Source organism: Paludibacter propionicigenes WB4, from assembly GCF_000183135.1.
GTDB classification, from domain to species: Bacteria; Bacteroidota; Bacteroidia; order Bacteroidales; family Paludibacteraceae; genus Paludibacter; species Paludibacter propionicigenes.
This window is the reverse complement of record NC_014734.1, coordinates 3,079,991-3,097,777: the sequence shown is the minus strand read 5'-3', so window position 1 is coordinate 3,097,777 and position 17,787 is coordinate 3,079,991. Positions and strand designations below refer to the sequence as shown.

Here is a 17,787-nt window from a genome sequence, read left to right as displayed (position 1 = left end):
TTTTTTATAATCGTGTTGTAGAAATAATAAATATAGGCGATTGTGGTCGGAACATTTCGGCATTACCCAACTTTTCAATGCGGTTAATGCTCACCTGAATTATTTCCGGGGTACTGAATTCCTGCTCGTTGAAGACTTGTCGGCATTCAATCAGGGTATTCAACGTTACCGCATTAATCACTACCCGTGAGCCTGTTTGACAGTTACGCTCTACCCAATCAATTATTTCTTTCAGATTGCCGCCCGAACCGCCAATGAATATCTTATTCACGCCCGACAGGTTCGCTAACGCTTCGGGTGCTTTGCCTTCGATGGCCTTTATATTCGGCGTTTCGAACTTCAGTGCATTTAGCCTTATCAGGTCCAATGCCTTTGCTTTTTGCTCCACGGCATACACCGTGCTTTCGGGGAGCAAGCGCGCCATCTCAATACTTACCGAACCGGTACCGGCTCCCACATCGAGCAGGCAATCGCCCACCGTGAGCTGAAGTTTCGATATAGATAAAATGCGGATTTCCTCTTTGGTCATGGGCACATCGCCGCGGATAAATTCGCTATCGGGAATGCCCGCAGTAAGTTGTTTTGGCTGTTTATTCATTTTTATTATTTTAAAAATTACATGTTGATAAATAATGTAGCATTCAATTTTTTCAAAGACTACACTATCTAACATCCCCTTTAGGGGCTTGGGGCGGAAAATACATTTTAAAACCGCCCCTAATTAGCTACGCTGACCGTTGGTTCCCCTGAAGGGGACTTAAAATTACTTCCGTATCGTATAACATTTCTCTTAAGAGTACTATATTATTTAATCTCCACTACTTATTACGTCTTTATATTCCTAGTCTTTATCACTGGCATTTTCATTGACTATAATTACCGAGCAAAGTCCGAAATCATGCTGTTGTTCTTTCAAGTCATTGGCAGTGCCAAAAAGGATTTGTTCATCGGGATACGATAAGCGATTACCAACATACATCTCACATTCACCCAATCCGGTTTCGGATAAATGCGTGGCAATTTGTTTCCACGAATTCAGGCTATCCGTCAGTAGAAAAGTCTTTCGGTTCGATTTGACTTTCATCACATAATCCACCGTCATACCATGCAAACTACCTATCCATGCATCGTGATAGGTCATGGCAAGCTTAGCAAAAAAGTATTGGTAACTGCTAATGCCCGGAACAACATTCAACTCATTGGCTGCGAAATGGCGCAAGAGCGTTGTGAGTAAACTATGGAAACCAGTATCGCCCGACACTAAAACGGTCATAGCAGTATGCTCTGACGTTTTTAATGTTTCAATGATCTGTTCTATATTATTGCGCAGTACCCACGTTTCTTTATCGCTCACATTGAATATCTCCAAATGACGACTTCCACCTACTACCAACGTGCTTTCAGCCACCAACCGAAATACTTCCGGCACAATGAGCTCCCGATTACCCGGTCCGATGCCGCAGACATTGATCTTTTTAGCGTTATGTTGTTGATATGACATGTTTTTTTAGTTACAAGTTGATAGTTACATGTTACAAGGTATTTATCCGACAATCCCGTCAAAACGGGTTGTTCGTTTTTCATCACTTCAGAGACGAAAGTATTTCACATCCCCTTTAGGGGCTTGGGGTCATTACCTTTCATCCACTCTTCTGCTCCAACCGTTTTTCCAAGCAGCCCTTTGTCTTGCGAGAAGACTATAACTTCAATCGCAGCTTTGTGGCGGATATGTTCCTCGCAGCGGCGCTGAATGACTGTGCTCAGATAATCAAAAAATCCCGGAGCGGTAATATAGTCAATGGCTTCCTCCGAAGTATTGCTTTTCATGATCTGCGAAAATGCCGCAGCATCGCCACAGTACTGCATATAGTGTGCTGCCATTATTTCGTTGCGGCCATCGGCCACACTGCTGTGCGTGTGAAATATTCCGCCGGCTACTTTTACCAATTTGCCAATATGCCCCACCAGTAGTACCCTGGTCATTCCGTTGCGCACCGCTTCGTGCAGCATATACCCAATAAAGTTACTGGTGGTCACGACACAGTCCTGCGCCTGCGGAATATGCGTGGCAATAAATGTTTGTCCGTAGTTGCCCGGTGTAAGCACGATGCCGGTACAGCCTTTTTCTTTGAGCATAGATACTTCCAGTGCCAATGATTCTTTAAATGCCTCGTCGGACATGGGCACCACAATACCCGAAGTACCCAGGATGGAAATGCCTCCCACTATGCCCAGTCGTTCGTTGAATGTTTTCTTTGCTATTTCCACTCCCTCCGGAATGGATAGCTGGATGCTTATTCCCCTTTCGTCCATCACCGACTGCACAGCTTCGGTAATCATGCGCATGGGTGTGGGGTTGATGGCCCAACTGCCCACCTGTACCTGCAAACCTTTTTTGGTGACGCGCCCGATGCCTGTACCTCCTTCGATAATCAAGCGGTTTTCGGTGTTGAACGAGGCCCGTGCATACACTTTGATGCCGTTGGTCACATCGGGATCGTCGCCCGAATCTTTGATCACCGCACAGGACACTACCTCCTCACCGCGTTCAACATCGCAGATACTCAAGGTGAGCATTACACCCGCTGGCGTAGAGAGCTGCACTTCGGTGAGCTCCTGTCCCGACACCAACATGGTAGCCGCAGCCCGGGCAGCCGCAGCGGCACATGAGCCGGTAGTGTAACCGTATCGGTAGGTTTTTCCATTTATGTAACGGGTAGCAGATAACATCTTTTTTATCGTTGGGTATAAAGTAGTGCATTGAGTATGGCTACAGCCACCGTACTTCCGCCCTTACGTCCGTTGGTGACAATGTAAGGCACGCCGGTTTTCTTGATAAACTCTTTCGATTCACTGGCTCCCACAAAACCCACCGGCACACCAATAACCAGTGCCGGACGTACTTTGCCTTCCTGAATCAGTTCGCCCAACCGCACCAGTGCAGTGGGTGCATTGCCGATAACAAAAATCCGGGTGTCGGGATCTTCTACCGCCTTTTCAATGCCCAGAATAGATCGGGTGAGCCCTTTTTCTTTCGACTGAGCAGATACTTCGGCATCGTCCACATACGTATACAACTCGCAATTCAGTTTTTTCAACATCGGTTTACTTACTCCGGCTATGATCATGCGTGTATCGCTGTAAATTTTGCAACCCGCAACGAGGGCAGCCACCGCCGAGGATACGGCACCGGACTGTATTTCGGTAATGCGTGCATAATCAAAATCGGCAGTTGTGTGTACCACCCGCTTCACAATGGGAGCCAACTCCGGCGACAGGTTTAAATGCCCTAACTCTTCGGTAATGATCTCGAAACTCCGGGTTTCAATATCCGCCGGATTCAGTATTATATAGTTTTTTGCATCCATAAGTCAATTATTTGGTGATAAAACAAGGGTTCGGACCAGAAATGGAAGTGCGCATAACCGCCCAGCACATTTTTATATTTCAAGCCACAGGTCCAGTTTTTATTTTTTTCGGGTTTAGTGAGCTGATAACTCATTGTATAATTCGGTTCTTCCGCCGCCGGAATAATGCGTGAACGGTGAAACTCGTGTGCGCGGGTCACAGATTCATTGTAACTCACGTTGCAATATCCAAAGCGTTGCAAGCGTGCAGTCATCTGCACCTTGCAGTTGAATGCTCCCACCATCGGATTAAAATGACCTTCCGCATCTTCAATTCCCTCTGTCAGATACATCAATCCGCCACATTCGGCAAAAATGGGTAATCCCCACACAGCAGCCGTTTTCATTTCCTGCAGCATGCTTTTATTTTCGGATAACTCCCTGGCAAATACTTCGGGATAACCGCCACCTATATAAATTGCATCAATATCAGGCGGTAAACATGCATCGTTCAGCGGACTAAAATAGACCAACTCTGCACCGTTTTCTTCCAGCAGCTCCAGATTATCCTGATAATAGAACTGAAAAGCCTTATCGCGAGCCACAGCTATTCGCAATGAACTCAGGTCCCGTTTCCAGGGTTCTGCTACCTCTAAGTTTGTGCTCGGTAGCCTATCTTGTGCCGCAAGTTTCTCCAAAAGTTCCACATCGATTGTCTCTCTCAAAATAGCAGTTAGCTTTTCAATCTTCTCATCCAATCCCGCTACTTCACCGGCTTGTACCAATCCCAGATGACGACTTTCGAGCGAGATGTCACTGTTCGTCGGCAGATAACCCACGCAAGGCACGCCCGTATGTGTTTCGATATACTTTTTCAGAAAAGCATAACTATCTGCGTTGGGCACATGATTCAGTATCACTCCCGCCACATTCACCTGCGGGTCAAAATGCTTAAAGCCACTGACAATAGCCGCCACGCTTTGGTACATACTTTTGCAACTCACCACCAACAGCACAGGCAGCGCAAGCAACTTACTTAATTCGGCAGCACTTCCGGTGGCTTCGTCGCCCATACCGTCGTACAAACCCATTACCCCCTCCACCACCGCAAAATCTTTCTTTTCGGTATGTTTGGCATAAAGATGTTTTATCACCTCCTGCCTCATTAAAAATGTGTCGAGGTTGTAAGACGGTGTGCCCGTTACCTTCCGGTGAAAAGCCGGATCGATAAAATCGGGACCCGTTTTGAATGGAGCAATCTTGTGCCCCCGTTCGGCCAATAAGCTCATCAAGCCTATGGTGACGGTGGTTTTTCCGCATCCGCTGTTTGTTCCTGCTATTACTATTCCTTTCATGCGCGGGTATTTATGTATTGTATCAGTTCATCCATGGTTTTCGGACTCTTTGCATCGCTGTTCAGGGCTTTAAACACCTGCAATATAAAAGGAAGCTCCAGCTGACTTTGTTTCAAGAGTTCCTCGTTGGCAAATACTTCGTTGGGCGTTCCCTCTCCGACCACACGGCCCTTGTGCAGCACGACCATCCTACCTGCCCACTGATAGGCAAAGTTCATATCGTGGGTGGAAATGATAATGGTCTTGCCGGCTTTATGTAGTTTTTCGAGCAATACAATAATCTCTGCCGCATGAGCCGGATCGAGCCCCGCAGTGGGTTCGTCGAAAATGATAATCCGCGGATTCATTGCCAGTACCGAGGCAATGGCCACCCGCTTTTTCTGTCCGTAGCTCAGCAAATGAGGCGGGCGATCTTTCAAACTCTCAATGTCGAGTGCTGCCAGAGTACTGTCAACAAGCTGACGCACTTCATCGCGCGACAACTCCATATTCAGCGGACCGAAAGCCACTTCTTCGTACACACTGGCCGAGAACAGCTGACTGTCCGGTTCCTGAAATACGATACCCACCTGCTGACGCAATGCCAGAAGTTCACGCTTGCTGTATCCTGTTTTTTTTCCATCAAAAAAGTAGTCGCCCTTTCGCGGTTTCAATATACCATTCAGCAACAGAAACAGGGTGGATTTTCCCGCCCCATTGGCTCCTGCCACCACCAGTTTCTCGCCTTCCGACACCGAAAAACAAATATCGTCAATAGCTGCTGTGCTATCGGGATAATGGTAGCTGATGTTTTTCAGTTCAATCATATTTCAGTTACGAGTTACGAGGGTTTAGTTACAAGTTAATAATTGAGTTCGGAATAAGCCCGGATTCATTTTTCAAATTATATAAGTAATGGAACGAATATATTGTATCATTTTAATTTTCAAAGACGATACTATTCAACATCCCCTTTAGGGGCTTGGGGCGGAAAATACATTTTAAAACCGCCCCTAATTATCTCCCTTCGGTCGCTGACAGTTGGTTCCACTGAAGGGAACTTAAATCATCCCGAACTCAGACTAATGAGATTGCCCTTTGCCCAATCAAAAAAAAGATTCCCAGCAGCGCAGCAAATAGTATTACCGATACCCGTATAAATTTCTTGTTCGTCTCCCATTCAGCGGGCAAGCTGTATATTCTTCCGGTATATCCGCGCGATTCCATGCTGTGAAACAATTGTTCGGCACGTACTCCGGCCAGTATAAATGCACTTCCGCCCAGTTGTGCTGTCGACCGAAGACTTGTTTTCAGGTTGCGATGCCCCATCCGGCTTTTTTGCGCTATATAAATGCGCTGCGCTGTGTCCGACAGGATAAAGATATTGCGGTAAACAAGCACCATCAGGTCCAGTACCACTTCCGGCACGTTGAGTTTGCGCAATACATATATCATATCCGAGATGCTTGTATTCAGTACCAATGCATATAAAACCGCGATGCCCGAAAAGCTTCGGAATAAAATGAACAGACCCTGTTGCAGACCCGCTTCACCGACTCCAAAAGTGATTGCACCTGTGTTCAGACTGAATAGCGGATGCACCGGATTGAGTTCCAACACCACCGATAAACTCCCCAACAGCACAAAACCGGCCGGGATAGCCATCAGACGCAACAAGCGCCACAACGATATGCGAACCGTGAACACCGTAATAGTCAAAAACACCAACAGTTCAATACCCAGAAACAGTACCGAATGACTGCTTAAGCCCAACACAGTATACAGCACAAACCATCCCAGTTTATACCCGGGATGTACCTTACGTATCCGACTTTGTATAGGATAGCAATCGAAATAATGCACCGTCAAGCCTTTTTATTTTGTTGCTTTCCTCTGGAATAGCCAATATAATAACCCAAAACAGAAGCACCAATAGCAGCCTGCAAGGCAAAAAATGTAGAGACAATCTCCGGACTGTCGAACAATTTCACACCTTCAAACCAGGGCTTGTAGTTTTTGTCAATACCCTGCACCATCGAAACGGCTTTGTCATCCGTGCCTGCAAACTCAGCGTGTTGGAACATTACCAAAGGTAGACTCACCAAAGCCACAATCACGATAACCATCCATCCATATTTACGAATTGTCTTCATTTACTCCGGTTGTTTTGATACATGCAGAGCTGTCAGCTCTTCCGCATTGTGCGACTGAATAAAATTAAACACCATCACCGAGATGAATCCTTCCACCACCGAGAGTGGCAGTTGTGTTATTCCAAAAACGCTAATGAACTTGATAAACGAAACCAGGATAGATCCGTTAGCTCCCGGAAATGCCACAGCCAGTTGAAAAGCCGTCACGCAATACGTAAACAGACTTCCCAAAGCAGTAGCCAGAAAAACGGTTACCGATCGGTTTACTTTCAGTTTTGTGAATAGCCTATATATGCCCCACGACAAAAATGGTCCGCAAATTCCCATAGAACATACGTTGGCTCCTAGTGTGGTAATGCCTCCGTGTGCAAGCAGCAAAGCCTGAAACAGCAGTACCACCAGTCCAAGCACCGACATGGTAGCCGGTCCGAAAAGAATAGCTCCCAGTCCGGTGCCCGTCATGTGCGAACAGCTACCGGTTACGGAAGGTAATTTTAGTGCCGACAACAAAAAGGTAAATCCTCCCGCCACGCCCAGCAATATCTTGATCTTACTATTCAGTACTACTTGTTTTTTTATGGAACGGATGCCCCAAATGATAAAAGGAATATCAACAATGTACCAAAGCAGACACCATTGCGGAGGCAAAAAGCCCTCGGCAATGTGCATGGCATACACCGATTGAGGCACGAGAAGCATTATCAGCAACCCTGCAACAGCTATTTTTCGAATCGGTTTGTTCATTTGGACTCTACTTCTTCAATCCGTTTAATCAGAATATCACGCAAAAGCGGCTCGAAGCCAATGGGGCGACCAAACTTAAAGTTCAGATGAGGATAGAGGGCTTTTTGTTCTTCTAAAATTTTGGGAATGTCCAGTTTAATATGATTTCCCATAAATAGGAAATAAGGAATGACTGCAATATCGGTAACTTCACTTTCTGATAACTCTTTCACAACGGTAGGAATATCCGGCTGAGAAAGTTCCATAAACGCACCTTTTACCTCAGTGGAGGTATAACGACTACTTACCAGTTCTACTACCTGATGAAATTCAGCAACGGCATCTTTCGACCGACTACCATGACTCACAATGAGTACAGCTTTTTTAGTTTCCATGTTTTCAATATATATAGGCACTGCTTGTGTCGAAAAACGGACACAAAAAATGCGGAGATAAAAAAATCATTTTTCCCGATGAAGCAGCCACGTAAAATAAAAGGATGAAAACAGAGGAGTATCTTGAACTAGAGTCCTGCATCTTCGCTTTTTTTCCCGAAAGCTACGAATTATATTTGGAGGCAGGTCTTCTGGCTTGTCCTGTCTTAGCGGCCTTCCCATCCCCGTGGGGGACAGTGGCTAGAGTGTTGCTAAAACGTCTTTGTGGACTTACAGCTACGGGAATAGCTCCTGAATTAAACAGGATTCCCTTTTAATCCCATGTTTCGAATGTATCGAAACGGGAACCAACAAATTTTGTATTGCAAAAGTAGAACAATAATTTGATAGAATCAGCAAACATCTATCAACATTTTGGAGCAAAAAAATATCTAATATCTTATTGCTCTAAGAATATGTGGTTTAGAAAATAAATATTAACTCTTGGTTAGATAGAGCGCAAGGCAATCATAATATTATCAGAAAAGACAAGTAAAAAACAAACTTATCATTACTCATCCGAGCTTTTTCAAAATTTCCAATCCTTGCTGCCATTCGCCATAGCCCGACAAACTATTAATATGTCCGGCTTCGCCAATGTTTATGAATTCACTACCCCAGTTTCGGGCATAGTATTCTGCCCTTTCTATTTTCATCCAGGGGTCGTTTGTACTGGCTACCAAAGTTGTACGAAATGGTATTCGCTGCGTCGGAGTTTCTCTCACAAGGCGGTCGTCCACCTTTTCACGAATCACGTCTACATCAGGTGGAGCTACCAACAAAGCCGCTTTCACGCGCCGATTGTAACGTTTTACCCATTCGGCAACAGTAAGGCAACCTAAACTGTGTGCCACCAATACCACCGATTCGGGGTCATAACCGGCTATAGCTTTGTCAATATTATCAGCCCATTCCTCTATGTCTGGGTTATCCCAGTCACGTTGTTGAATTCTGTGAAAGTTTGGTTGAGTACTCTCAATCCATGTTTGCCAGTGGTCGGCTCCTGATCCCTGGTAGCCGGGTATGATGAAATAGTGTGTCATATTCTTAATAAAAACTGAGGGTTTAGATGTCCTCTTTGGACGATACAAAATTCCTACTTTTTTGGAATAAATACAATCGCACGCTTATGGTAAATTTATACCGTATTTGTGGTATATACACTCGCCAATGGATATTATAATTTCCCTGAAAGCAAGTTTAGAAAAATTGAAGAATAAAAAAAAGGGAAGCATCATCACGACGCTTCCCTTCAACCAATTTACACAATCTTTTTCGTTAACTATAAAATCTGTAAATCTTATTTATTTGGACTCATCCATTTATTTGTTTTGTCACAGGTTATGTTCAGTGTTTGGTTGCCTGCCTGCATTCTGAAGTCGCCTTGTTCCAGAATCCATTTACCATCTGCCCCTACAAAAGCCAAATCACTTGCTTTGATGGTCAATGCCACCGTTTGAGTTTCTCCGGGACGAAGTTCAATCTTCTTAAATGCTCTTAGACGACGGTTTTCAGGAGTCAGCGATGCCACCATATCACGACTGAACAGCATAACCACTTCCTTACCGGTAATTTTACCAGTATTGGTCACATCAATGCTAAAGGTCAGTTCATCGCCTGCATTGAAATTCGGCTTTGAACATTTGAACTTATCGTATTTGAATGTGGTATAACTTTGTCCGTAACCGAAAGGCCATTGAACAGAAATAACCGCATCATAATCGTAGGCTCCTTCCATCTTATCCGTTTCCTCACTTACACGATAGTCGTAAGTAGTCAGTTCAGCCTGATGGCGGGGATAAGTATAGGGCATTTTAGCCGAAGGATTCGCATCGCCTGCAAGAATATTGGCAAGAGCATCGGCACCATAGTTACCCGGAAGCAGAATGTTGATTATCGCATTGGCCAAAGGTTCAATGTCGTTGATAATACGCGGACGACCTCCATTCAGGATAAGAACAACCGGCTTTCCGGTAGCAGCAAGTGCTTTTACAAGATTACTCTGATTGGCAGATATCGCCAAATCGGACAAGTTACCCGGTGTTTCGCAATAGGAATTCTCGCCAATACAAGCTATGATCACATCCACATTTTTGGCTGCATTGACTGCCTTCTCTATTTCCGGAGTATTTTCTTCGAAATAACTACCCTCGGACACATACGTCACTCCTTGCTCAAGCACCACATTCTCCTTGCCGAATTTATTGCTTACAGCCTCAAAAATGGTATTGTAGGCTCCGGCAAACCGATCGGCAAGATGTCCCTGCCAGGTATAGCTCCAACCTCCGTTCAAACAACGCATAGAGTTGGAATTAGGGCCGGTAACCAGAATCTTCATTCCCTTTTTCAGGGGAAGCATCGCATCTTTGTTTTTCAGCAGCACTTCCGACTCTTCAGCAGCCTTCACAGCCAATTCAGCCGATTTCTTACTTGCAAATTCAGGATAATCGGATAAAGAAGTATTGGGTTTATCGAAAAGACCCAGGCGATATTTCAGTCGGAGAACACGGCTCGCAGCATCGTCAATACGACTCATCGGTACTTTTCCTTCTACTACAAGTTCTTTGAGCAGCGTACAGAAATTCAGATCGTATGGTTCCATAGCCATGTCAATTCCGGCATTGATAGCAATTTGTATGGCTTCCTTTTTGTTTGCCGCCACATGCTCACGGGTGTACAAATTATTGATGTCGGCCCAGTCAGTTATTAACATACCATCCCAAGCCAGATCTTTTTTCAACCATTGCGTAAGCAACTCGTAGCTGGAGTGTACGGGAATTCCGTTGATGCTTCCACTATTTACCATCACGGTAAGTGCACCAGCCTCTACACATGCCTTAAAAGGCGCAAAGCACTTTTCCCTGAGTTCCGACACCGGAATATAGGCAGGAGTTCTGTCTTTACCGGTACGCGACATGCTGTAGCCCATATAATGCTTTACCGATGTTGCTATTCTGTCAGCCGGAATATGGTTGGGATCGTCTCCCTGAAATCCACGTACGGCATTGCTCCCCATGACGGCATTGACAAGGCAATCTTCACCATAGTTTTCCCAAACGCGGGACCAGCGTGGATCCCGTGCCATATCAACAGTTGGTGAATACGTCCAGGGACAATTGGCAGCACGAGTTTCGTAAGCGGTCACTTTCGCTGCATCGTATGTAAGCTGAGGATTGAACGAGGCCCCCAGATTTATATTCTGTGGAAACAGAGTGCCTTCGAGCGTGTAGGTTGTACCGTGATTTTGGTCAAGCCCATAGATACATGGTATCCCTATTTCCTTCATAGACATATCCTGTATCATACCGATCAGCTCCTGCCATTTCGCACGTGTTTGCGCAACAGGGCCAGGTGCATTCAGTATCGATCCTACCTTGTATTTGGCAATGGCGTTATGAAGTTTCTCCTTATCAAGGACGAACACACCATTTTTCATATCCCCCAATACATCGATAGAAAGCTCGGTCATCTGACCTATTTTTTCATCCAAAGTCATGCTGCTTAGTTTTTTTTCCACAGCAGCTTCTATTTTTGATTTTTTCGGATTAGCAGCAAACACCACCTGTCCGAGACAGGCGATGCTTGCAGTAATTCCCATAATAAATGTTTTGTTTAAGCGCATTATCAGTTTATTATTTTACAGTTACAAGATCAACGAAGTAGCCATGACCGACAATAAGGAATCCACTTTGATCTTTAATCGCATCAAGAACTGCTTGTGTAAGGGTAACATTCAACACACCATCAGCAGAAACATCAACTTTAGCTGTTCCGGGTAAATCATTCCACCATCCGGAAGTAGTGCGTATCTGATGGTATGTTGCCGTAGGTTCAATCGAATAGTGTATAGACATCACAGCACCGGGCTTAATTGATGTAAAAACACTCGAACCAATAAGGTTGAAAGTTTTGTTCGGATTACCATCAGGCAAGTCCCATGATACGTAATGATGTCCGCTCCAAAGCGTTTGTTCTGATGATATTACAATCTTAGTATTGTTTGCAACCACTTTATTTGCAAAGAAAGTCACTTCTTTACCATCGGCCATTTTACCTGTCAAGGTGTATTCTCCGTCATTGAGTGAAGGGCAGGTGAACTCTAACCGACCGGCAGTTTTTACAGCAAAAGTAGATACGGCTGTACCGCCAAAATCAAGCGATGCCACTTTGTCGAGGTTAATACCTGTCATAACGCAGTTAGCATTAGCTGTAGCCCGATCGGCTCCGGTTGTAACCAATGCTGCTGAACTTACAGTAACCACATCGCCTCCATATTCCACATTGTCAGTACCAATAAGTACAACCCGTTGTTTGCCTTCAGGAACCCCGGCAGGAACAGTGTATGAAATATATGCACCTCCGTTATCCGACACAACAGTCATGTTGGTGACAGCGATGTTACCTACTTTAAGGCCTTTTACCTGATCAAGATTTTTTCCATACAGCACAGCCTGGGCACCCGGAGCTATGAATCCCTCAAAACTGACTTTTGTAGTCGCTGGATCAGCGTCCAAAGGATTGACACGTACAATTCCTTCGCGAGAAGTGGTTTTTCCGGCAGTAGTGGTTACTACTACTTTCATATCATATACCCCGGCAAGCAAAGGCATGTCTATTTTTTTACCCGATGCTACTTTGGTTCCATCAAGATACCAATCCACCGATACAAAATCGGAAGGTGTGACGGTTAATTCCATTGTAAAATTGGCATCCCTGTTGATAGTTGCCACTGTAGGCAACTCTCCGCTAACACGATCGGGAAAGGTCGGTGCAAGAATATGCGGTTCGTCGTCTTGACCCGCTACCGAAAACGGCTGTTCGTCGTTGCAAGAGCTGAGCATGACACTCATGGAAAACAACGCTATTAATGTTCGATATATAAGTTTCATATAATATGCTTTAATTGATGACTATTAATTCACATCCCACCAAAGAGGTGTGTTCCAACTATTCTCTCCTCCCATACGGCTCAGAGCTTCTTCGTAACTTTGCTTGTTGTAAGAAGATTCGAGAACCGGATAAGAAAGGCGAACCGGAATATCTGCACCGCCTGTAAGGAACTGTGCAAAATCATATTCCGCAGGAGATTTCAGACGTGGATAGCCTGAACGGCGCACATTGGCCCAACTTTCAGCAGGATTGGTAAAGTGAAGTATCCATGCCTGTGTATTGATCGCAGCTTTTTTCTGCTCGTTGGTATGACCAATGCCATTATTGGTGATATATGTAGTAAACTCAGCATCCGTAATTTTGTCGCAACCGTAGTTGTCAGACAGGAAATTCATTGATGCACGTACACCTTTGGCATAAAGATCATCAACTGCTCCACTTACATTCCATCCTTTCAAAGCAGCTTCAGCCAGCAGGAAGTTGATTTCAGCATAAGTTATAACAACACCCGGGTTATTACTTTTCAGGAAATTGTTGGCCAATTTAGGCTCTGTTTCTCTGGCCACACTTGACTGTACGGAAGGATTAGTCAATGCTATTTGCTTCAGTATATCACTTTCGTAACCGGTAGGCCATGGTTCCCATGAAAATGCTCCCGGATCACGTGGATTCATAGTGACACCTTTCGCCAGTACTTCTTCCGTAAGATCGATACGATTGTTTGTACTTGTAGAACTCATCAATCCGTCATAATAGAAACGTGCGATACGGTAGGTACGTGGGTCGCCAGAATTCTTCATCTGGTTGAAAAATGTAGAACACAGATAGCTTGGGTTGTTGGCCGGGTCATTACCGAAAAGCAGTTTTGACAATGCATTGCCACGATAATCAGTATACGTCTCTTGTCCGAAGCTGAAAGGCACATCCATGTATTTAATCAGTGCATCATCCGAAGCGCTGGCGAGTATTCCTCCGGCATCTGATAGTGCGTCTTCAAATTCCTGTTTCGCTTTTTCAGGTGCTACATCAGAAATACGCATTGCATAGCGAAGACGAAGTGAGTTAGCAAATTTTTTCCACTTGGTAACATCGCCTTTGTATATCACATCGCCCGAAATTTTATCTCCGGACTGATTAAGTGCTGTACCAGCTTCTTTCAACTCTTTGAAAAACCAAGTGTAAATCTCTTCCTGAGTATCATAACGCGGATTGAATTTTCCATCAATATATCCCAAGCCTGCTTCGCTACAAGGAGCATCTCCGTAAACATCTGTAATCAACGAGATCATGTAAACACGGTATATGCGTAATGCAGCATTAATATTTGACAAAGCAGCATTTTCTTTGCTTCGGTATACACCATCTGTCAGGTTTTTAATTGCTTTAGGATAGAAAGATGTCCACATACGGCTCATTTCATTGTTGTCGATAGTGTGGCGACCACCATAATTGGTTGTATTCCAACAACCCATCAATTGTTGTGCGAAAGCATAATGGTAATTTCGGTACATTTCCACCATTCCAAGATCACCGTAGGTCTGCAATTCGGCTGTTGTCAGCTGTGCATTAGGATCGATGCTGTTTGCCTTTGAGGGGTCGGTATTTAAGTTCTCCATATAGCTGTCGCTACAGGAACTGACCGTAACAGCGAATATTGTCAGCAATAACAATATATTTGTTCGTATATTAGTTTTCATTATTTTTCAGATGATTAGAATTTAACATAAAGGTTAAAACCATAGCTTTTACGCGACGGTAACGAACCATATTCAAGTCCCATACCGGTCGTGTTATTGTAGTTAGAATCAGGATCGATATTAGGAATATTTTTCCATACGATGAACGGATTGCGCGCTACAAAAGAGAGTGACATATCCTGAACAACCTTGCCTAACCATTTTTTAGGGAACTGGTAACTCAGGGTGATTTCACGGCATTTCACGTAAGAGTTGTCATAAATGAACATCGCCGGAGCATTGCGGCTCACACTCATCCAATAAGTTTCAGGATTGATTTTGATGTCATTTGGACGATAGGTTCCGTCTCCATTATCGATTACACCCGGAGAAACAAAACCTCCGGTTGGAGTCCACGAAGCTGAACCTTTAGCGATTCCGGCTGCCTGACGTTCTTCTTCCGATTTGTACCATGCCTCACGACCGTCTAATGTAGCCAAGCTTTTTCCAGATTCATAAGCCGCACGTTGAGACATAGAATAAAGATCAGCTCCAACTTTTACATCAAACAATGCTGTCAAACTAATATTTTTATATTTGAATGTTGTATTGAGACCTCCTGTCCAATCCCATGAAGCATTACCCAGTACATGGTTGCTTTTGTCATACATCGGCAGACCGGTGGCAGGGTCGATAAGAATATTTCCATCGGCATTGCGTTTGAAATCGGGACCAATGATTGAACCGAAATTTTCACCTACCTTAGCAGCAACCTGCACATCAAGCCACGATGCTTTTTCAAGTTCAAACATATCCATGTTATCGGTGAGTTTCCTTACTTTGTTATTGTTTTTTGAGAAGTTGAAATTCAAATCCCAAGAAAAATCACCTACCTGCACCGGACGTGTGTTAAGTGCTATCTCAATACCCTGGTTCTGTATTTCACCGGCATTAATCAAACGATAAGGATAGCCTGTTGCCCAGGTTGACGCCATACCCATAATCTGATTTCTCGAAATCTGATTGTAATACGTAAAGTCGAGACCCATGCGTTGTTTAAAGAATTTTGTCTCAAAACCGATTTCAAACGAATTGGTTTTGGTTGGTTTAAGGTCTTTGTTAGGAATAACCTCGTTGTCAATGTATCCAATAGTATAACCCGGATATGTAAACTTAGACTTAGAGTATACAAGCCCTAGTTTGTAAGGGTCTGTATCTGATCCAACCTGTGCCCACGACATTCTCATTTTTCCATAAGGCAATATATCGTTGCGTTTTATCAGTTCGGAAAACACAAAACTACCTGATACCGAAGGATAAACATAAGTATTGTTGTTTACAGGAAGCGTCGATGATTTATCGCCACGAATTGTAGCATCCAGATAAACAAGGTTACGCCATCCTAAATTCACAGCTCCAAAAACGGAGTTAATTTGTTTGCGGTAACTGCTTTCCTGAAGGCTGGTTTCGTTAAAGCTCATTAAAGCTACCACATCGCGTATCTGCATATCCTGTGCAGTGATTATGGTTGTTTGTTTATCAATCTTGTAAAAGTTACCTCCCACAGTACCTGTGAAGTCGAAATCTTTCCAACGATTGTTATAGGTGGCAATCAATTCAAAATTGTACATTTTGTTTTGGAACTTATTGTTCTGAAGATAACCAGCTTCGTATCCGGGTGTAGTCGGTGCTTTGAAATCCTGGAAGTTGAACCAATTAAGTTCGGCACCACCGGTACCTTTTATTTTGAGATGTGATCCGATGTTCCATACGGCAGAACCATGGAGGCGGAACAAGTCTTTCTTCGATTCGTTTGAGTTTTTGTAAACATCCCAATAAGGATTCACATTGTATGGATCCATTCCGTTCCAGTTGGAATATTCACCATTTTTATCCTGATAGGTACTTAGCCAAGCCTGATCGTAAGTGTTTGCAAGAGTCATAAGATTCTTACCAATGTTTGACTTACTGTCACCCAATGCCGGACGGTTTTGTACATTTTCATGCGTGTAGTTGGCCGAGAAGTCAAGATCCACCTTCTTTAATGTAGTGTTTGCTCTAAGATTAAAGATGTTACGACCCATGTTTGTTTTTGGAACTATATCTTTATTCCGCAAGTCTGTAAGTGTGAAACGCAATCCTGTATTTCCCGCATTAGACGATACCGTGACGGTGTTGTTTGCAGTCAGACCGGTTCGGAAGAATCCCGAAGTATTGTCCGGTATTATGAGATACGGATGCTGAGTACCGTCAAAATATCGTAACATATTGCCGCCATCCGCTTTTGGACCCCAGCTTTTGTTCGTATTTGACACGGCATCAATACTGTAACTACCATTGCTTCCCATTCCATAAGTCTGCTGAATGTTATTCCATTTAGACAATTGGTTATCAACAGTAAGCGTTCCGTTATATTCAACCGAATAGCGTTCGTTCCGGGCTTTTTTGGTGGTAATAAGAATTACACCATGACTTGCGCGGCTACCATAGAGCGCTGAAGCGGCGGGACCTTTTAGCACCGACATGCTTTCAATGTCATCAGGGTTGATTGATGAAATACCATCACCGAGGTCGTAGCCACCACTAGTTCCTGCCGAACCAAAATTTGAGTTATCCAACGGTACTCCGTCTATTACATAAAGCGGTTGGTTGTTACCTGTCATTTCTGTTGCACCACGAAGAATTACGCGGGTTGATCCGGAAGCACCACCTGCTGTTTGACTAACCACAAGACCGGCTACCCGACCAGCAAGCGAATTGATCACGTTTGTTTCTTTCGCTTTTTCGAATACTCCGCCTTTCACTTCCTCTAAACCATAGCCTAAAGCTTTGCGGTCGCGTTTAATGCCTAATGCAGTAACTACAACCTCATTCAGAACTCTGTTATCCTGTTCCAATTTCACTGAAATCGATTCAGACAACACTTTTACCTCGGCACTCTTGTACCCTAAGTACTTAATCACTAAGGTTCCACCGGCTTTTACATTCAGTGTAAACCTGCCGTCGACATCCGTAGTGGTGCCATTGGAGGTACCTTTTTCCATAACAGAAGCACCTATTACCGGGCCTCCTTCGTCCTTTACAGTTCCCGCCACTTTTTTTAGCGAGACACCGTTCTGTGTAGTAGCCTGTTGGGCAAACGCTACAACTGGCGTAGCCATTGTTGCGATACCTAAAAGCAATGCTCCACACAACACTGTTCTTGAAATTACTTTTTCTTTCATGTGTAT

General features: G+C 44.2%; 15 protein-coding genes and 1 riboswitch. All 15 genes read right to left on the bottom strand.

All coding sequences use genetic code 11. The features are described 5' to 3' along the window. Window positions 1-4: 4 nt before the first annotated feature. The gene (gene cbiT, locus PALPR_RS12825; RefSeq protein WP_013446069.1) at window positions 5-598 is read right to left on the bottom strand and encodes a precorrin-6Y C5,15-methyltransferase (decarboxylating) subunit CbiT; all 594 of its coding nucleotides are present in this window, start codon (window positions 596-598) and stop codon (window positions 5-7) included. A 243-nt stretch (window positions 599-841) separates the two neighbouring features. Continuing rightward, on the bottom strand, window positions 842-1,501 hold the full coding sequence (gene cbiE / locus PALPR_RS12820; RefSeq protein ID WP_013446068.1) for a precorrin-6y C5,15-methyltransferase (decarboxylating) subunit CbiE: 660 nt from the start codon (window positions 1,499-1,501) through the stop codon (window positions 842-844). Between the two features lie 104 nt (window positions 1,502-1,605). Continuing rightward, a complete protein-coding gene (gene cbiD / locus PALPR_RS12815; protein WP_013446067.1) occupies window positions 1,606-2,730 on the bottom strand; it encodes a cobalt-precorrin-5B (C(1))-methyltransferase CbiD in 1,125 nt (374 codons plus the stop codon). A 5-nt stretch (window positions 2,731-2,735) separates the two neighbouring features. Next, a complete protein-coding gene (locus tag PALPR_RS12810; RefSeq protein WP_013446066.1) occupies window positions 2,736-3,368 on the bottom strand; it encodes a precorrin-8X methylmutase in 633 nt (210 codons plus the stop codon). Beyond that, window positions 3,347-4,702, bottom strand: coding sequence for a cobyrinic acid a,c-diamide synthase CobB (locus PALPR_RS12805; protein ID WP_013446065.1), 1,356 nt, complete (start codon window positions 4,700-4,702; stop codon window positions 3,347-3,349). Before PALPR_RS12805 ends, PALPR_RS12810 begins: the two co-directional genes overlap by 22 nt. Next, window positions 4,699-5,508: an energy-coupling factor ABC transporter ATP-binding protein gene (locus PALPR_RS12800; RefSeq protein WP_013446064.1), complete on the bottom strand. Its 810-nt coding sequence runs from the start codon at window positions 5,506-5,508 to the stop codon at window positions 4,699-4,701. Before PALPR_RS12800 ends, PALPR_RS12805 begins: the two co-directional genes overlap by 4 nt. A gap of 250 nt (window positions 5,509-5,758) precedes the next feature. Continuing rightward, on the bottom strand, window positions 5,759-6,544 hold the full coding sequence (gene cbiQ / locus PALPR_RS12795) for a cobalt ECF transporter T component CbiQ (protein ID WP_013446063.1): 786 nt from the start codon (window positions 6,542-6,544) through the stop codon (window positions 5,759-5,761). Between the two features lie 2 nt (window positions 6,545-6,546). Next, window positions 6,547-6,834: an energy-coupling factor ABC transporter substrate-binding protein gene (locus tag PALPR_RS12790; protein ID WP_013446062.1), complete on the bottom strand. Its 288-nt coding sequence runs from the start codon at window positions 6,832-6,834 to the stop codon at window positions 6,547-6,549. Then, window positions 6,835-7,578: an energy-coupling factor ABC transporter permease gene (locus tag PALPR_RS12785; protein WP_013446061.1), complete on the bottom strand. Its 744-nt coding sequence runs from the start codon at window positions 7,576-7,578 to the stop codon at window positions 6,835-6,837. Next, entirely contained in the window at window positions 7,575-7,952 is a 378-nt protein-coding gene (locus tag PALPR_RS12780; protein WP_013446060.1) for a sirohydrochlorin chelatase, read from the bottom strand. The genes PALPR_RS12785 and PALPR_RS12780 overlap by 4 nt, the downstream gene beginning before the upstream one ends. 164 nt (window positions 7,953-8,116) lie before the next feature. Next, window positions 8,117-8,319, bottom strand: a riboswitch (cobalamin riboswitch). Window positions 8,320-8,506: 187 nt separating this feature from the next. Then, the gene (locus PALPR_RS12770) at window positions 8,507-9,034 is read right to left on the bottom strand and encodes an RBBP9/YdeN family alpha/beta hydrolase (protein WP_013446059.1); all 528 of its coding nucleotides are present in this window, start codon (window positions 9,032-9,034) and stop codon (window positions 8,507-8,509) included. Window positions 9,035-9,291: 257 nt separating this feature from the next. Further along, window positions 9,292-11,613, bottom strand: a complete 2,322-nt coding sequence (locus PALPR_RS12765) for a glycoside hydrolase family 3 N-terminal domain-containing protein (protein ID WP_013446058.1) — start codon at window positions 11,611-11,613, stop codon at window positions 9,292-9,294. Between the two features lie 10 nt (window positions 11,614-11,623). After that, window positions 11,624-12,880: a hypothetical protein gene (locus PALPR_RS12760; RefSeq protein WP_013446057.1), complete on the bottom strand. Its 1,257-nt coding sequence runs from the start codon at window positions 12,878-12,880 to the stop codon at window positions 11,624-11,626. A gap of 24 nt (window positions 12,881-12,904) precedes the next feature. Continuing rightward, window positions 12,905-14,578: a SusD/RagB family nutrient-binding outer membrane lipoprotein gene (locus PALPR_RS12755; RefSeq protein ID WP_013446056.1), complete on the bottom strand. Its 1,674-nt coding sequence runs from the start codon at window positions 14,576-14,578 to the stop codon at window positions 12,905-12,907. Window positions 14,579-14,592: 14 nt separating this feature from the next. Beyond that, the gene (locus tag PALPR_RS12750) at window positions 14,593-17,781 is read right to left on the bottom strand and encodes a SusC/RagA family TonB-linked outer membrane protein (RefSeq protein ID WP_013446055.1); all 3,189 of its coding nucleotides are present in this window, start codon (window positions 17,779-17,781) and stop codon (window positions 14,593-14,595) included. Window positions 17,782-17,787: the final 6 nt, after the last annotated feature.